Source organism: Flavobacterium sp. RSSB_23, assembly GCF_051547145.1.
GTDB lineage: Bacteria > Bacteroidota > Bacteroidia > Flavobacteriales > Flavobacteriaceae > Flavobacterium.
In genome coordinates this window covers 186760-202342 of the sequence record NZ_JBPTTO010000001.1, presented here as the reverse complement: position 1 = coordinate 202342, position 15583 = coordinate 186760, and the positions used below count along the sequence as shown (strand labels likewise).

Here is a 15583-nt window from a genome sequence, read left to right as displayed (position 1 = left end):
AGATTTTATAAGCCATTTCTATTCACTTTTAAATTTGTCAAAAAAATAATCGTTCCCACAAGGACATTCTGAAACTAGGTTTTCTTGATAGAAATTGATATAAGATTTCACAGCATTAAATGCTCTAATAAAATCAAAATCTAGGATTTCTCTATAAGTTCCTTTATAACCAGTATTAGTTTTTTCTGCGGGCTTTAGATGTATAATATCATTTCTTAACTGTATTAACTTGTCTATGGCTTTATTATGTTTTTTATTTTTAGCTTGCTTGAAATCGATAAGTTTAATTTTTGGAACAACATTATAAAGTTTGTAACTAACAGTAGGAAAAATTTTATTTCCGGTTTTATCGATAAACAAATAATCTTCTGGAATTATCCTATTAGCAAAACTTTCCAATGAGGCCTGAAGATTTATTATACAATTAATGGCTGGCTGAAAAAAATCTCCTGATAAATTTAAATCTAAACTCATTCCAGTTTCATCAGCTTTTGATGATTCTTCTAAAAGCTTAATCTTATAATGTTGTAGCCGTCCATAAGACATTACAGCATTTGAGAAGAAAATTGTAATTGGATCTACCTCGGGAAGTATAAGCTTTTTGTTTTGGTATATATAATCATAGCCATAAATTACCTTACTTTCCAACATTATCATAATATCGAAATTTTCGTGCTCGGCCAATTTATTCGAACTCAAATACTCTTGGCTATATTTTTTACTTTCTTTTGGAATATTTGAGTAATCCAATTCAGATGGATGAAAATCTATTTCAAATTCTTTTGAAGGTTTGAGTCGTACGTGTGACATTTGGTTGGATTTTGGTTCTGAAATGACGAATATCAAAGTATGTTAGGCAAAACAAATTTTAGCTACACACCGATAATCGGTTAAATAATCGAAAGTTTGCTTCGCTATATTTCCCCAAATATAACACTATTCCCTTACAAAAATTGATAAAAATAATACCTTGTCGGGCTATAATTCCAACCAAACGTTTTGGTACTCCTACTGCTCTAGCCTCATTGGCAGAACTTCTTAAAATTAGGTCATCATTCTAGAAAACGAATCCTTTTTAGGATTGTCTCATAAATAGCATGATTAAAAAAACAATAATAAATACCTAAAAAAGAGTTAAGTGCCCAAAAAATAAATAAATTATGACTAAATTTAATGCATATAATCCTAATTTATTAAAGAAAATCACATTATGAAAAAATTTTTATTGCTATTCTTTTTTATCTCTTTTTTTCAAATGCAAGGACAAGTAAAAAAAGTTATCAAACATACTAACGATGCAGGAGATGTTACTAGTTATGAACTCGACTGTAGTCAAAACTTTCCAATTCTAGCTAAAGGGTTGCGATACACTATTACCCGACATGAGTTCAAAGATGCTAATCCAAAAAATATATACCGAATTTTAATGGTTATGGATGGTTTTTATACTAATGTATTGAATAGTGAAATGTCTATTTCTGCAGAATTATCGGACGGAACAATCACCACGCAAAAACAAACAATTGAAAATGATGGCTATTTTGATGGCGCCTGTACCCTAAAAATGGATTTGATAAAAGCTCCTGTCAAGTTATCAATAAAGAAAATTATTCTTCACGCGGGTAAAGAAGTTGTTTACATAATACCAGAAAACAATGCGAAAATGTTTACTCAAAATCTAAACGCTATTTTTGCTGCAAAATGATAAGAAATCCCTAGAAATAGGGATTTTTTTTTGAAGTTTTATTTTGAACCATAAAGGAATGTAAGGGCATATAAGTTTTATTTTGAAGCTGTAAAATTTAACCGCAAAGCACACAAGGATGTCAGCCGAGTTAGGAAAGAAAAAACTAAATATCCTAATATGCCTTATATGGTTTTAAAAAAAACAGAAGGTTTGTGGATTTGAAATTTAGTGTTTTTTGAAAACCAAACTTGTAACAAAAATTGTATTTTCGTGACAAACTTGTATGATGCTAAAATTATTAAAAGAAAATATCAAGATTGCGTTGGGTTCTATCAAAACGCAATTGCTGCGTACCATTCTTACGGTACTGATTATTGCTATTGGAATCACGGCTTTGGTGGGAATTTTGACCGTGGTGGCGGCTTTAGAGAACACCATTTCATCCGATTTTGCCTCGATGGGAGCCAATACCTTCAACATCAATCAATACGAAAATGTAACGCGAAACCGTGGCGGCGGCGAACGAGAAATCATCAACCCGATTATCTCCTACCCAGATGCGGTGGCGTTTAGAAACAAATACAAATATCCATTTACCGAGACTTCGCTTTCGTTTACGGCTACCTCTACCGCCGAAATCAAGTATTTGAATACCAAAACCGACCCCGAGAACAAAATCGTAGGCGTCGACGAAATGTATGCCGTGAATTCGGGATTGGAATTCAGTGCTGGGCGTAATTTTACGAGTTTCGACATCAACAACAATGCGTTTGTTTGTGTAGTAGGTTCGGATTTCGAAAAAGGACTTTTAAAAGATGTCAACCCTATTGATAAAATTATTTCGATTCGCGGAGCCAAATTCAGAGTCATTGGTGTACTTAAAGAAAAAGGTTCAACTTTTGGTAACAGTCAGGATTTACGTGTGTTGATACCGATTCAAGTCGCGCGTTCGCTTTTCAGCGCTCCCAATATCAATTACAGTGTGAGTGTAATGGTGGGCAAAAAAGAATTGCTAGACCAAGCAATAGACAACGCCACTAGCGTAATGCGCCGCGTTCGAAAACTAAGCCCTGTCAAAGACAACAACTTTGGCGTGGTACGAAGCGATGATTTGATTAACCGTATTCTAGGTATCACGCAATATCTTGGATTGGCATCGTGGCTCATTGGGGTAATTACCATTTTGGGTTCTTCTATCGCCTTGATGAACATTATGATTGTTTCCGTAACCGAAAGAACCCGAGAAATTGGCGTTCGAAAAGCCTTAGGCGCCAAGAAATCGACCGTTGCTTTTCAGTTTTTTATAGAGACGCTACTCATTGGACAAATTGGCGGACTAGTGGGTATTATCTTCGGAATCCTAATAGGTTTTGGTATCGCTAGCGCAATGGATTTTGCCTTTGTTATTCCGTGGGGCGCCATATTCGCTGCCTTTGCTACAAGTTTTATGGTCGCCATTGTTTCTGGACTCTATCCTGCCGTAAAAGCTTCCAAACTCGACCCAATTGAGGCGTTGCGATATGAATAAGTATTTGGGCGTGACCCCATAAAAAAAGGGACCTACTCAGCAATCGTGCTAGTCGGTCCCTTTTTTTATGCGGTCGGGCTATACGCACTACTTCGGTAGTTAGCTGCTATCCCTCACGCGAAATCCTACTACATCATGACTTTTTTTGTCATTCTGAGGAACGAAGAATCAAATAATGTAAACAACTTATGTGATTTCTCCTTCATCGAAATGACACTTAACAACATTGTGCTCCTTCGAAAATCAAAATACAGTTCAACAACTCGACTTACAAAGAAGCCAAAATCATCCTATCATTTCCGTAAATGTCTTTTTTCAACTCTACGTTTTGAAAGCCTAAATCTTTTAATAAATCAACCGTTTCTTTACCGAGATACTGATTGATTTCAAAAAACAACTTCCCGTTGGGACACAAACTTTTCAATGCCAACTCACCAATTTTTCTGTAAAAAATCAAAGCATCATCATCGGCTACAAACAAAGCCAAATGCGGTTCATATTCCAATACATTGTTCTTGATTTCTTGCTTTTCCAAATTCCGAACATAGGGTGGATTCGAGACAATCACATCATAACTTTCCAACAAATCGGCTGTTTCTAAAATGTTTTGCAGCATAAAATGCACTTCCACTCCATTTAACTTCGCATTGCCTTTAGCGACTTCCAATGCTTTTTCCGATACATCAATAGCTGAAACTTTGGCCTGAGGCAACTGTTTTTTCAAACTAATCGGAATGCAGCCACTTCCCGTCCCGATATCGAGAATTGAAAATTCTGCTGTTGTATCTGTTTTACCACAATCCTCAAGAATCCATTCGACCAACTCTTCGGTTTCGGGTCTTGGAATCAACACATTTTCATTGACTTCAAAATCCAATCCGTAAAAACTGGTTTTTCCTAAAAGATACTGAATCGGGATTTCTTTTTTTAAATCTTCTAAAATGCTGTTCCAAACCACGAGTTCGACCTCCGAAAAAGTCAAATCAGGTTGCAATGCCAAATCGATTCGTTTGAGTTGGTGCTTGGCTTCCAAAATCAGATAGAAAAAACTTTCGGCCTCGCCTTCCTCATAAATAGAAGAAAGTTCCTGAATAAAATGAGTTCTGTAGGCTCTTATTGTCATAATTTATAGTACTAAATATCGAATCATATTATTGAGCTGTTACAAATCTTTCAGCATCCAAACCGGACAACTACTATGCCCCGTATTGCCCATAGCACTGCACAAGTACTCAAAGCCTGTTTTCTTATACAACTTTTGAGCTGAATGCATAAACGGCATCGTTTCTAGATAACATTGCTCAAACCCAAAGTCTTTGGCGGCTTGCAAACAAATAGCCATCATTTCGCTTCCAATTCCTTTCCCTCGGGTAGCAGGCAAAAAGTACATTTTTTGCAATTCGCAAATGGTTTCCTTTTCATTAGCCAAAGGTGCAATGCCTGCACAACCTACTACTTCTCCCTCTTGCTCCACCACAAAATAAACAGAACGTGGCTTGTTGTATTCCTCAAACATCAAATCCAAATAAGGGTCTTCGTAAGCAGTGCCTACTTTTGGAATTTCCAATTCATCAAAAACAGCTCGTATTAACTGGGCCACGGCAGGATTGTCTTTCTTTTCAATTTTTCTAATAGTCCAAGATGTCATTGTACTTTATCTTCTTTGGTTAGTCTGACAAAAATAGCATTGTTAATTGACAAATTAGCGAAATCTAACTCCCAAAAAATAGTACTTTTGCATAGTGAACACAAATGAAACTTATATAAAACGTTGCATCGAACTAGCCAAAAATGGTTTAGGCACTACATACCCTAACCCGATGGTAGGCAGCGTAATTGTTGCCAATGGAAAAATTATTGGCGAAGGTTGGCACAGAAAAGCCGGAGAACCTCACGCAGAAGTGCACGCCATTAATAGCGTAAAAGACAAATCGCAATTGAAAGACGCTACTATTTATGTAAGTCTTGAACCTTGCAGTCATTTCGGAAAAACACCGCCTTGTGCTGATTTAATTGTTCGAAGTGAAATTCCTAGAGTGGTTATAGGAACCGTTGACCCCAACCATCAAGTGGCAGGTAAAGGCATAGAACGTTTGAAAAATGCTGGTATTGAAGTGACTGTTGGTGTACTCGAAAAAGAATGCCAAGAACTCAACAAACGCTTTTTCACATTTCACAACCAAAAACGCCCCTACATTATCTTAAAATGGGCCGAAAGCCAAGATGGTTTCATCGCTCCATCGCCAAAACCAAATCAAGAACGCGCCCCGATTTGGATTACCAATACCTATTCACGTCAATTGGTGCACAAATGGCGCAGCGAAGAGCAGGCAATTTTGGTGGGAACACAAACGGTGCTTGCTGATAATCCAAAGTTAGACACTAGAGATTGGCACGGACAAAATCCAACTCGAGTAATTATTGACCGAGAAGGACGCCTACCTAAGGAAAGTTTTGTTTTGGACCAAAGTGTTCCTACACTGATTTTCACAGCAAACAAACACAATGAAAACAAGGAGAATTGTACTTTTGAAATCCTAGATTTCAATCAAAACATTGTACCACAACTCCTGCAAAGGTTATACGAGCACCGTCTTCAATCTGTTATTATTGAAGGTGGCACCACTACCATTCAGCATTTTATCGATTTGAATATGTGGGATGAAGCACGGATTTTTATTGGAGCGATTTCTTTTCATTCTGGAATAAAAGCACCGATACTCCAAAAAAAGAATCCAAATAAGTCTACTATTGCAACTGACGAACTTTTAATACTTAGCAATCATGATTAATGCCATCATTTTTGATTTTGGAGATGTATTTATCAATCTAGACAAGCAAGCCACGCAAGACCAATTACAAGCATTGGGTCTCAAAGCTTGGAATGAAGAATTGGACGCTTTAAATATTGCTTTTGAAAAAGGCGATTGTACACAAGAAGCTTTTTTAAACGGTTTTCAAAAACAAATTCCCAATGCGAGTCACGAAGAAATTCTTGCAGCTTGGAATGCAGTTTTACTTGATTTTCCCTTGTATCGTTTAGAATTTTTACAATTATTGTCGCAAAAATACCGCTTGTTTTTGTTGAGCAATACTGATGCTATTCATATTGACACTTTTGAGCAAAAAACAGGAAGTTCGTTTTATGGCGCTTTTTACCAATGTTTTGAAAAAGTGTATTTTTCTTTTGAAGTAGGAATGCGAAAACCCGATGCTGAAATTTACTTGCACGTTTTGCAACAAAATGATTTGTCACCCAAAAGAACCTTGTTTGTAGACGATAAAAAAGAAAACACTGATGCAGCTCAAGCTCTCGGACTTCAGGTCTGGAACCTGCAAGTAGGAAAAGAAGATGTAGTCGATTTATTTGAAAAGAATAGCTTGGGATAAAACTTTAAAATGTATCCAAAAAAGCCAACTGCTGCTCCTTTAGCCCCGATAGTAGCGGCATCCTTTTTTTATACCCTTGACCAATGACAATACTTCCGACAAGGGTATAAAAAAAGATATAGCGGATAGCGGGAACCCTTGCCTACTAAAAATGCCTTGGGTTGGGCTCCAAAAAAAACTACTTTTGCATCAAAAAATATCCCTTTTGGAGAAGTACACCTAATGAAAGACACCTACCAAACCATTGCTGCACCGAACGAACCCATATTGTTTAAGGAGAAAAACAGTAAGTTTTTTGGCTATACGTTTCCGATTAGCGGCGAGGAGGAAGTAAAACCCATCATTGAAATACTCAAAAAAGAACATCCGCATGCGGTGCATTATTGCTATGCGTATCAAATTGGGACCGAATCGGTGATTTTTAGAGCCAATGACGATGGGGAACCGAGTAACACAGCTGGCACGCCAATATATGGGCAAATTCAATCGTTTGGTCTAACGAATATATTGATTGTGGTGGTTCGCATCTTTGGCGGCACCAAATTGGGAGTTGGCGGATTGATTGCGGCCTACAAAACCACAGCTCAATTAGCGATAGAAGCGAGTGAAATTGTAGAGAAAACCATTGATGTTTTTTTCGAAATCACTTTCGATTATAAGAACATGAACAAAGTCATGCGCGTTATTAAAGAAAAGCAACTTCAAATTGTAAATCAAGAAATGGAAATCGATGCCGAAACAAATTTACCGATTGGCAAAATTGAATGCTGTATTCGAAAAAAAAATGCCGAAATGGTATTCGACATTTTTGAAAATATGTTTGAAATACAAATCGCAAAAAAAGGATAAAATAGTGTTTTTCGTCGATGATTTTTGTCGTTAATCGATGGTTTTCAATAATTCCAAAATATAATCTGGAGGAGCGACTGGACGACCCGTTTTTAAGGACACAAAAACCAACACAAATTCGGCAGTTGTTAATAACTCTTGTGCTTCGTTATAAATTGCGCAATCAAATTCTATCTTCACAGACGTCTGACTTTTGAAACGAGTGTGTACCGTTAGTAAATCATCATAGCGCGCCGATTTTTTGTAATTAATATTCATAGAAACAATTGGAAGTGCAATTCCATTTTCTTCCATGACTTTATACGAAACCCCTTTATTTCTAAGCCATTCCACGCGTCCTATCTCAAAATAAGGGATGTAATTGCCGTGATAAACGACTCCCATTTGATCGGTTTCTGAATAACGAACACGTACTTCTACTTGGTGATCTTTCATTAGTTATGCTTTAAAAAATTTAAATTTTAAAATGCCCCTTACGACATTTTTTTCTAAAATAATTGTCCAATATATTTTTTTATACAAAAAATTATTCACACTTTTGTTAACCTGAAAAATGCAAAAAACAGACACGTTTTTTTGCTCAAAATAACAATTAAAGCTAAAATAATTTCGCCAAATCTATGAATAAAACTGCACAATCGGTATGGGAAAACTGTTTATCTTTTATAAAGGACAATATCCAAGAGCAAGCATACAAAACTTGGTTTGAGCCTATTAAATCAGTTGAGCTAACCGACAATGCTTTATACATTCAGGTACCTAGTAAATTTTTCTACGAATGGCTAGAAGAACACTACGTGAAATTATTAAAAGTTGCCCTTACCAAAGAACTAGGTAAGAACGCCAAATTGCTTTACAAAATCAAAATGGAGAACACTTATGGCAACAAGCAACCGTTTACAGAACAGTTACCAAGTGCCAATCGTGTGGTTATGAAACCACAGGAAGTAGATGCTCCTATCAAAAATTTGAATCCAGAATTAAAAAATCCTTTTGTGATTCCTGGTATTCGTAATTTAAAAATTGAATCACAATTAAATCCTAACTACAGCTTCGACAATTTCCTAGAAGGAGATTCTAATAGATTGGCTCGTTCTGCGGGTATGGCTGTTGCTAACAAACCGGGTGGAACATCTTTCAATCCGTTATTAATTTTTGGTGGCGTTGGATTAGGAAAAACACACTTAGCTCACGCTATTGGTGTAGAGATTAAAGACAAATATCCTGAAAAAACGGTTCTATACATTTCAGCCGAAATTTTCACACAACAATATATCGACTCGGTTAAGAAAAACAACCGTAACGATTTCATTCACTTCTATCAATTAATCGATGTGTTAATTATAGACGATGTTCAGTTTTTATCTGGAAAATCAGGAACTCAAGATGTATTTTTCCACATCTTCAATTATTTGCACCAAAACGGTAAGCAAGTAATTTTGACTTCGGACAAAGCTCCTGTTGATATGCAAGATATTGAGCAACGTTTGTTGTCTCGTTTCAAATGGGGATTATCCGCAGAATTACACCAACCAGATTACGAAACTAGAATTTCAATTCTTAAAAACATTTTGTATCGTGACGGTGTTGACATTCCTGATGACATCATTGAGTATGTTGCTAGAAATATCAAATCAAACGTTCGTGAATTAGAAGGCGCTATCATTTCGTTAATCGCACAATCTTCTTTCAACAAAAAAGAAGTAACCATCGAGTTGGCTAAAAGTGTGGTGGAGAAATTTGTCAAAAACGTCAAAAGAGAAATCTCTATCGATTATATTCAAAAAATTGTTTCGGATTATTTCCAACTGGACTTAGAAACCCTACAATCTAAAACCAGAAAAAGACACGTGGTTCAAGCCCGCCAATTAGCAATGTTTTTTGCCAAAAAATTCACTAAAGCCTCACTAGCGAATATTGGTTCACAAATAGGCGATCGCGATCACGCTACAGTTTTACACGCTTGTAAAACAGTAGACAACTTAGTAGCGACAGACAAACAATTCAAAAAATTTGTTGACGATATCAATTCAAAATTAACGCTATAAACGCGGATTATGCCTGTAAAGATTTTAATGGTATGTTTAGGCAATATTTGCCGTTCTCCCTTGGCAGAAGGAATATTAGCCTCAAAACTACCAGAGGATCAATTCCTTGTTGATTCTGCCGGAACAGGCTCTTGGCACATCGGCCATTCGCCAGACAAACGCTCCATTGCAGTAGCAGAGCACCATAACCTTTCGATTGCTCACCAAAAAGGGAGACAATTTAGCACAAAAGATTTCGACACCTTCGATTATATCTATGTAATGGACGCCTCCAATTATGACACTGTGATTGAAATGGCCAAAAACGACACCCAGAAAAACAAAGTTCAAATGATTTTGAACGAATTATTTCCAGGAGAAAATGTCGATGTACCCGATCCTTACTACGGCTTAGCCAATGGTTTTGAAAATGTATACCAAATGCTAGACGAAGTTTGCGACGTAATTGCTACTAAATTGCTCGCAAAACACGGTTAACACTTTCTCAAATTCCCTTTTATCACCATTAGCAAAAAGGCCATGACTACAACTTCTTCTTTCGGCAAACTGTATTTAATTCCAACCACTATGGGCGATTGCGACCCTATGGATGTTTTGCCGCAAACCATCAAAAGAAGTATCGATTTTATTGACCATTACATCGTAGAAAACGAAAAAACGGCCAGAAAATCAATCAAAATGGTACAGCCTGAAAAAAAGCAATCCGAGTTGGTGCTTTTTACCCTAAACAAGCATACCGAAAACAAAGAACATTTGGCTATGATTCAACCCTTGCTTGAGGGAAAAAATATGGGATTAATGAGTGAAGCCGGTTGCCCTGGCGTAGCTGATCCTGGAGCAGTCATTGTAAAAATCGCACACGACAAAGGCATACAAGTCGTTCCGTTGGTTGGCCCGTCCTCTATCCTACTAGCCCTTATGGCTTCTGGAATGAACGGTCAAAGCTTTACCTTCAACGGCTACTTACCTATTGAAAAAGAAGAGAAAAAATCGGCATTAAAGTTTTTAGAAAAATTATCTTTCGACAAAAACCAATCGCAAATTTTCATCGAAACCCCATATCGCAACAACAAACTACTCGAAGATTTAATTCAAATCCTACATCCAGAGACCCATCTTTGCGTAGCCACCGATATCACTTTGCCCACCGAATACATCAAAACAAAAAAAATAGCGGCTTGGAAAAAAGAAAAAGTAGACTTACACAAACGCCCTACTATTTTTATTGTGCACAAAATGTAAATAAGCCAACATATCTAGTAGTTTTGTTTGTATTAGGAGCAGAAAAAATAGGCTTATCAGGAAACATCGTCCCGTGATCCGTTCTATCTTTGCTGCCAAACCATGTCAGCAAAGGATGCCACTCCTCCCGGGGCTAAAAGGCAAAAAAAAGGCATTCTTGCAAGCAGTAAAAAAACACTCTTTCACAATTTATTTACTAATCATTTAAATAGCAAGTCTTTCAAAAATAGTCCGCAAAAACAAATAGGTATCTCTTTTAATTCTTATTTTTGTAACAAATTTTAAAAGTAAAGTTAGTATGCTCATTATAGGAATTGCGGGAGGAACCGGAAGTGGAAAAACAACAGTAGTACATCAAATCATGAACGAACTACCTGATGCTGAAGTAGGTATTATCTCTCAAGATTCTTATTACAAAGAGAACAAAAACATGAGTTACGAGGAGCGTTCCAACATTAACTTTGACCATCCTAGAGCTATAGATTTTGAACTGCTTGTTACGCATTTAAAAGAACTAAAACAAGGCAACATCATTAATCAACCTGTTTACTCATTCATCAAACACAACAGAACAGACGACACCATAGTGACTCATCCACGAAAAGTAATGATTGTTGAAGGTATTCTAATTTTTACCAATCCAGAACTTAGGGATTTGTTTGATATCAAAGTTTTTGTGCATGCAGATTCTGATGAGCGATTAATTCGTAGATTACGCAGAGACATTTCTGAGCGTGGACGTGATATGGAAGAAGTTTTGAGCCGCTACCAACACACGCTAAAACCGATGCATGAACAATTTATCGAGCCGACAAAAGCCTACGCAGACATCATTATCCCTAATGACAAGTTCAACACCGTAGCTATTGATGTCGTTCGTGCGGTTATTAACCAACGTATCTTGTAAAATTTAATTTCTTACATAAAACCTTAACAATGAATAATCCTTACAAAGACAAAAGATGGTTCAAAATACTCAGTAACAAATACATTTGGGTTTCTTTGTTTTTTATTGTTTGGATGACTTTTCTAGACAATTATTCCTATTTTGATCACCGAATTCTTGATAAAGAAATAAACGAGTTAAGAGAAAACAAAGAATACTATCAACAAGAAATCAAAAAAGACAAAGAACACATCCAACAATTGCATAATTCTGAGCAAGTAGAAAAATATGCTCGCGAAAAATACTATATGAAAAAAGATAGCGAAGACATCTATATCATAGAATTTGAAGGCGATAGCATTACTAAAAACGACCCAAACTAATACAACTACAATGGCGAACAATCTATTTGAAGATTTCAATCCTGTTTCGGCAAAACAATGGAAACAAAAAATCCAATTTGAACTCAAAGGTGCCGATTACAACGAAACAGTGATTTGGAATTCCCCAGAGGAAATAAAAGTAAAACCATTCTACGACAAAGAAGATTTAAAAGGTAGTGCTAGCATTAGTACCCAAGCAACTGCCTTCAGTATTTGCCAAAACATCTTTGTACACGATTTAGACAAATCCATCGAAAGAGCTTTAGATACACTACAACGCGGAGCAACTAGCCTCCGATTTACGATTCCTAATGAAAATATTGCTGTAGAAAAATTACTTGCAGCACTTCCTTTAGCAACAACAACTCTTTATTTTCATTTCCAATTTCTTTCAATCGATTTCGTTGCAAAAATTGACCAAATTGCAAAAGAAAAAGAAGCTACTATTTTCTGCTTATTGGATCCTATCGGACAATTAGCCCAAGACGGCAATTGGTTTTCATCAGCAGAAAAAGACAATTTCGAAACCCTTAAATCGCTTTTTAAAAGTACCCAAAATTGCTCATTATTGAGTGTCAATATGGGATTGTATCAAAATGCAGGAGCCACTATGGTTCAGGAATTAGCCTATGGTTTAGCGCATGCCAATGAGTATTTCAACCATATCCCGAATGGCAAGAAAAGTGTGGTGTTTCAAGTCGCCATAGGTAGTAACTATTTCTTCGAAATTGCAAAATTAAGAGCCTTACGTCAACTTTTTGAAATCGTATCCAATGCCTATGAATTGGATATAGATTGTCATATTCTAGCCACTCCAACTAAAAGAAACAAAACAATTTACGACTACAATGTCAATATGTTACGAACTACTACAGAATGCATGAGTGCCATTTTGGGAGGAGCAGATGCAGTTGCTAATTTGCCATATGACGCCTTGTATCACAAAGACAACGAATTTGGAGATCGTATTGCTAGAAATCAATTGTTGATTCTGAAAAACGAATCGTATTTCGACAAAGTCAACAATCCAGCTGACGGAAGTTATTATATAGAAAGCATCACACAACAGTTAGCAGAAAAAGCACTTCAATTGTTTAAAGACATCGAAAAAAACGGAGGTTTCTTAAAGCAATTGAAAGAAGGTACCGTCAAAAGAAAAATCCAAGAAAGTGCCGACAAGGAACAAGCTTTATTTGATACTGGTAAAAAAATATTATTAGGAACCAACAAACATCCCAACCAAGCTGACCGAATGAAGCACGATTTGGAATTGTTTCCTTTTGTAAAAATCAATCCACGAAAAACACTGATTACCCCAATAATCGAAAAACGTTTGGCCGAAAAAATCGAACAAGAACGACTCGCCTTAGAGTAAGCTTATTCCAACCAAAACGATTCACCATTACTATTCGAGCCATGAAAAGAAAAGACCTTCAACATATTACCTTAGACCATTCCACAAAAAGTGCTAGTTTACCTAGTCACGAGCCTTTCCTAACAGCGGAAGGCATTACGATTCCCCCTACCTATTCCGAAAAAGACATTGAAACCTTAGAGCATTTGGACTTTGGGGCTGGTTTTGCGCCCAACTTACGTGGACCATATGCGACTATGTATGTTCGTAGACCGTGGACGATACGCCAATATGCGGGCTTTTCTACTGCAGAAGAGAGCAATGCTTTCTACCGACGCAATTTAGCTGCGGGTCAAAAAGGATTGTCCATTGCTTTTGATCTTCCTACGCACAGAGGCTATGATTCTGATCACGAACGTGTGGTTGGAGACGTTGGAAAAGCAGGTGTAGCCATTGACACCGTGGAAGACATGAAGGTGTTATTTGACCAAATTCCACTGCAAGAAATGTCGGTATCGATGACTATGAATGGTGCAGTTTTGCCAATTATGGCTTTTTATATTGTAGCAGCAGAAGAACAAGGCGTAGCTACAGAACAACTTTCTGGAACGATACAAAATGACATTTTAAAGGAGTTTATGGTGCGAAATACCTACATCTATCCTCCTACTCCTTCTATGAAAATTATTGCTGATATTTTTGAATTTACCAGCAAGAAAATGCCAAAGTTTAACTCGATTTCCATCTCTGGTTACCACATGCAAGAAGCGGGAGCTACCGCAGATATTGAGTTGGCTTACACCCTAGCCGATGGTTTAGAGTACATCAGAACAGGTTTAGCAACCGGAATGAAAATTGATGAATTTGCACCAAGATTATCCTTCTTCTGGGCCATTGGAATGAATCATTTTATGGAAATTGCCAAAATGCGTGCGGGTAGAATGCTTTGGGCTAAACTGCTAAAAGAATTCAACCCTGCGGATGAAAAATCATTGGCCTTGCGAACCCATTGTCAAACATCTGGCTGGAGTTTAACCGAACAAGACCCTTTTAATAACGTAGCACGAACCGTAATCGAAGCGGCTGCAGCTGCTTTTGGAGGCACTCAATCATTACATACCAACGCACTAGACGAAGCCATTGCTCTACCAACTGATTTCTCCGCAAGAATTGCAAGAAATACCCAAATCTATTTACAAGAAGAAACCCAAATTACCAAAACCGTAGACCCTTGGGGAGGCAGTTACTATGTAGAAAGTCTTACGAATGAAATTGCCGAAAAAGCTTGGCAATTGATTCAAGAAGTGGAAGCCTTGGGTGGAATGACCAAAGCCATTGAGGCCGGTATTCCAAAATTGAGAATTGAAGAAGCTGCCGCTAGAAAACAAGCGCGAATCGACAGCGGACAAGATATTATTGTAGGTGTCAATCAATACCGATTGGAGAAAGAAGACCCTTTGCAAATCTTGGATGTAGACAACCAAATGGTTCGAAAACAACAGTTAGCGCAATTGGAAAAAATCAAAGCCAACAGAGACTCCGAAAAAGTAAAAAGTAGTCTCGAAAAATTGATTCATTGTGCCAAAACCAATGAAGGCAATTTGTTAGAAATTGCCGTAGAAGCCGCAAGAAACCGAGCAACACTTGGCGAAATAAGCGATGCCTTAGAAACGGTTTTTGGACGTTACAAAGCACAAATTAAATCCTTTAGTGGCGTGTATAGCAAAGAAATTAAAGACGACAAAAGTTTTGAAAAAGCCAAGCAACTTGCCGATGCTTTTGCCAAACAAGACGGAAGAAGACCCCGAATCATGATTGCCAAAATGGGGCAAGATGGACACGACCGTGGAGCCAAAGTTGTAGCCACAGGTTATGCCGATGTAGGTTTTGACGTAGACATTGGCCCTTTGTTTCAAACGCCAGAAGAGGCAGCCAAACAAGCCGTTGAAAACGATGTACATGTTCTTGGCGTTTCATCCTTGGCAGCAGGTCACAAAACCTTAGTCCCACAAGTGATTGAAGAACTTAAAAAATACGGTCGTGAAGATATTATGGTCGTAGTGGGTGGCGTCATACCAGTGCAAGACTACCAATTCCTTTTTGACGCAGGAGCTGTTGCCGTTTTTGGTCCTGGAACCAAAATTAGTGAGGCTGCGATTAGTATTTTGGAGATTTTGATGGAGGAATAAAACATAATTAAACCTGACAGGTTTTAA

General features: G+C 37.3%; 16 protein-coding genes. 12 read left to right on the top strand and 4 right to left on the bottom strand.

Annotated features, from left to right (window positions below):
• Positions 1-18 precede the first annotated feature (18 nt).
• Entirely contained in the window at positions 19-810 is a 792-nt protein-coding gene (locus ACSVH9_RS00985; RefSeq protein ID WP_438062079.1) for a hypothetical protein, read from the bottom strand.
• Between the two features lie 400 nt (positions 811-1210).
• Here ACSVH9_RS00985 and ACSVH9_RS00980 point away from each other — a divergent pair, with 400 nt between their 5' ends.
• Both ACSVH9_RS00980 and ACSVH9_RS00975 read left to right on the top strand, forming a co-directional pair.
• A complete protein-coding gene (locus tag ACSVH9_RS00980) occupies positions 1211-1705 on the top strand; it encodes a hypothetical protein (protein WP_315171693.1) in 495 nt (164 codons plus the stop codon).
• A 265-nt stretch (positions 1706-1970) separates the two neighbouring features.
• On the top strand, positions 1971-3215 hold the full coding sequence (locus ACSVH9_RS00975) for an ABC transporter permease (protein WP_315171695.1): 1245 nt from the start codon (positions 1971-1973) through the stop codon (positions 3213-3215).
• A 268-nt stretch (positions 3216-3483) separates the two neighbouring features.
• On the opposite strand, the gene prmC is transcribed toward ACSVH9_RS00975, so the two are convergent.
• Together prmC and ACSVH9_RS00965 are read right to left on the bottom strand one after the other, a co-directional pair.
• The gene (gene prmC, locus ACSVH9_RS00970; protein ID WP_438062078.1) at positions 3484-4338 is read right to left on the bottom strand and encodes a peptide chain release factor N(5)-glutamine methyltransferase; all 855 of its coding nucleotides are present in this window, start codon (positions 4336-4338) and stop codon (positions 3484-3486) included.
• A 39-nt stretch (positions 4339-4377) separates the two neighbouring features.
• The gene (locus tag ACSVH9_RS00965; protein WP_159682820.1) at positions 4378-4863 is read right to left on the bottom strand and encodes a GNAT family N-acetyltransferase; all 486 of its coding nucleotides are present in this window, start codon (positions 4861-4863) and stop codon (positions 4378-4380) included.
• Positions 4864-4957: 94 nt separating this feature from the next.
• Between ACSVH9_RS00965 and ribD the strand changes: the two genes are divergently transcribed.
• From ribD to ACSVH9_RS00950, 3 genes are all read left to right on the top strand, one after another.
• Positions 4958-6007, top strand: coding sequence for a bifunctional diaminohydroxyphosphoribosylaminopyrimidine deaminase/5-amino-6-(5-phosphoribosylamino)uracil reductase RibD (ribD, locus tag ACSVH9_RS00960; protein ID WP_438062077.1), 1050 nt, complete (start codon positions 4958-4960; stop codon positions 6005-6007).
• Complete coding sequence (locus ACSVH9_RS00955; RefSeq protein WP_438062076.1) at positions 6000-6605, top strand: HAD family hydrolase; 606 nt, start codon at positions 6000-6002, stop codon at positions 6603-6605. The genes ribD and ACSVH9_RS00955 overlap by 8 nt, the downstream gene beginning before the upstream one ends.
• Before the next feature lie 222 nt (positions 6606-6827).
• Positions 6828-7454, top strand: a complete 627-nt coding sequence (locus ACSVH9_RS00950) for an IMPACT family protein (protein WP_438062515.1) — start codon at positions 6828-6830, stop codon at positions 7452-7454.
• Positions 7455-7484: 30 nt separating this feature from the next.
• Here the strand turns inward: ACSVH9_RS00950 and ACSVH9_RS00945 are convergent, their stop codons facing one another.
• A complete protein-coding gene (locus tag ACSVH9_RS00945; RefSeq protein ID WP_064714546.1) occupies positions 7485-7889 on the bottom strand; it encodes an acyl-CoA thioesterase in 405 nt (134 codons plus the stop codon).
• A 185-nt stretch (positions 7890-8074) separates the two neighbouring features.
• Here ACSVH9_RS00945 and dnaA point away from each other — a divergent pair, with 185 nt between their 5' ends.
• The 7 genes from dnaA (at position 8075) to scpA (ending at position 15556) form a co-directional block, all read left to right on the top strand.
• A complete protein-coding gene (dnaA, locus tag ACSVH9_RS00940; RefSeq protein ID WP_064714545.1) occupies positions 8075-9502 on the top strand; it encodes a chromosomal replication initiator protein DnaA in 1428 nt (475 codons plus the stop codon).
• A gap of 9 nt (positions 9503-9511) precedes the next feature.
• The gene (locus ACSVH9_RS00935) at positions 9512-9979 is read left to right on the top strand and encodes a low molecular weight protein-tyrosine-phosphatase (RefSeq protein WP_438062075.1); all 468 of its coding nucleotides are present in this window, start codon (positions 9512-9514) and stop codon (positions 9977-9979) included.
• A 42-nt stretch (positions 9980-10021) separates the two neighbouring features.
• The gene (locus ACSVH9_RS00930) at positions 10022-10744 is read left to right on the top strand and encodes an SAM-dependent methyltransferase (protein WP_438062074.1); all 723 of its coding nucleotides are present in this window, start codon (positions 10022-10024) and stop codon (positions 10742-10744) included.
• Positions 10745-11042: 298 nt separating this feature from the next.
• Positions 11043-11651, top strand: coding sequence for a uridine-cytidine kinase (gene udk / locus ACSVH9_RS00925; RefSeq protein WP_438062073.1), 609 nt, complete (start codon positions 11043-11045; stop codon positions 11649-11651).
• A gap of 29 nt (positions 11652-11680) precedes the next feature.
• Complete coding sequence (locus ACSVH9_RS00920) at positions 11681-12013, top strand: FtsB family cell division protein (protein WP_438062072.1); 333 nt, start codon at positions 11681-11683, stop codon at positions 12011-12013.
• A 10-nt stretch (positions 12014-12023) separates the two neighbouring features.
• On the top strand, positions 12024-13388 hold the full coding sequence (locus ACSVH9_RS00915) for a methylmalonyl-CoA mutase subunit beta (RefSeq protein ID WP_438062071.1): 1365 nt from the start codon (positions 12024-12026) through the stop codon (positions 13386-13388).
• Positions 13389-13429: 41 nt separating this feature from the next.
• Entirely contained in the window at positions 13430-15556 is a 2127-nt protein-coding gene (scpA, locus tag ACSVH9_RS00910; RefSeq protein ID WP_438062070.1) for a methylmalonyl-CoA mutase, read from the top strand.
• Positions 15557-15583: the final 27 nt, after the last annotated feature.

What these genes read in the sequence shown, in the direction of transcription:
- ACSVH9_RS00985 (WP_438062079.1), bottom strand. Translation starts at nt 810, where the DNA reads ATGTCACACGTACGACTCAAACCTTCAAAAGAATTTGAAATAGATTTT.
- ACSVH9_RS00920 (WP_438062072.1), top strand. Translation starts at nt 11,681, where the DNA reads ATGAATAATCCTTACAAAGACAAAAGATGGTTCAAAATACTCAGTAAC.
- ACSVH9_RS00950 (WP_438062515.1), top strand. Translation starts at nt 6,828, where the DNA reads ATGAAAGACACCTACCAAACCATTGCTGCACCGAACGAACCCATATTG.
- ACSVH9_RS00945 (WP_064714546.1), bottom strand. Translation starts at nt 7,889, where the DNA reads ATGAAAGATCACCAAGTAGAAGTACGTGTTCGTTATTCAGAAACCGAT.
- ACSVH9_RS00935 (WP_438062075.1), top strand. Translation starts at nt 9,512, where the DNA reads ATGCCTGTAAAGATTTTAATGGTATGTTTAGGCAATATTTGCCGTTCT.
- scpA (WP_438062070.1), top strand. Translation starts at nt 13,430, where the DNA reads ATGAAAAGAAAAGACCTTCAACATATTACCTTAGACCATTCCACAAAA.
- ACSVH9_RS00955 (WP_438062076.1), top strand. Translation starts at nt 6,000, where the DNA reads ATGATTAATGCCATCATTTTTGATTTTGGAGATGTATTTATCAATCTA.
- ACSVH9_RS00930 (WP_438062074.1), top strand. Translation starts at nt 10,022, where the DNA reads ATGACTACAACTTCTTCTTTCGGCAAACTGTATTTAATTCCAACCACT.
- ACSVH9_RS00915 (WP_438062071.1), top strand. Translation starts at nt 12,024, where the DNA reads ATGGCGAACAATCTATTTGAAGATTTCAATCCTGTTTCGGCAAAACAA.
- ACSVH9_RS00975 (WP_315171695.1), top strand. Translation starts at nt 1,971, where the DNA reads ATGATGCTAAAATTATTAAAAGAAAATATCAAGATTGCGTTGGGTTCT.
- prmC (WP_438062078.1), bottom strand. Translation starts at nt 4,338, where the DNA reads ATGACAATAAGAGCCTACAGAACTCATTTTATTCAGGAACTTTCTTCT.
- ACSVH9_RS00980 (WP_315171693.1), top strand. Translation starts at nt 1,211, where the DNA reads ATGAAAAAATTTTTATTGCTATTCTTTTTTATCTCTTTTTTTCAAATG.
- ACSVH9_RS00965 (WP_159682820.1), bottom strand. Translation starts at nt 4,863, where the DNA reads ATGACATCTTGGACTATTAGAAAAATTGAAAAGAAAGACAATCCTGCC.
- udk (WP_438062073.1), top strand. Translation starts at nt 11,043, where the DNA reads ATGCTCATTATAGGAATTGCGGGAGGAACCGGAAGTGGAAAAACAACA.
- dnaA (WP_064714545.1), top strand. Translation starts at nt 8,075, where the DNA reads ATGAATAAAACTGCACAATCGGTATGGGAAAACTGTTTATCTTTTATA.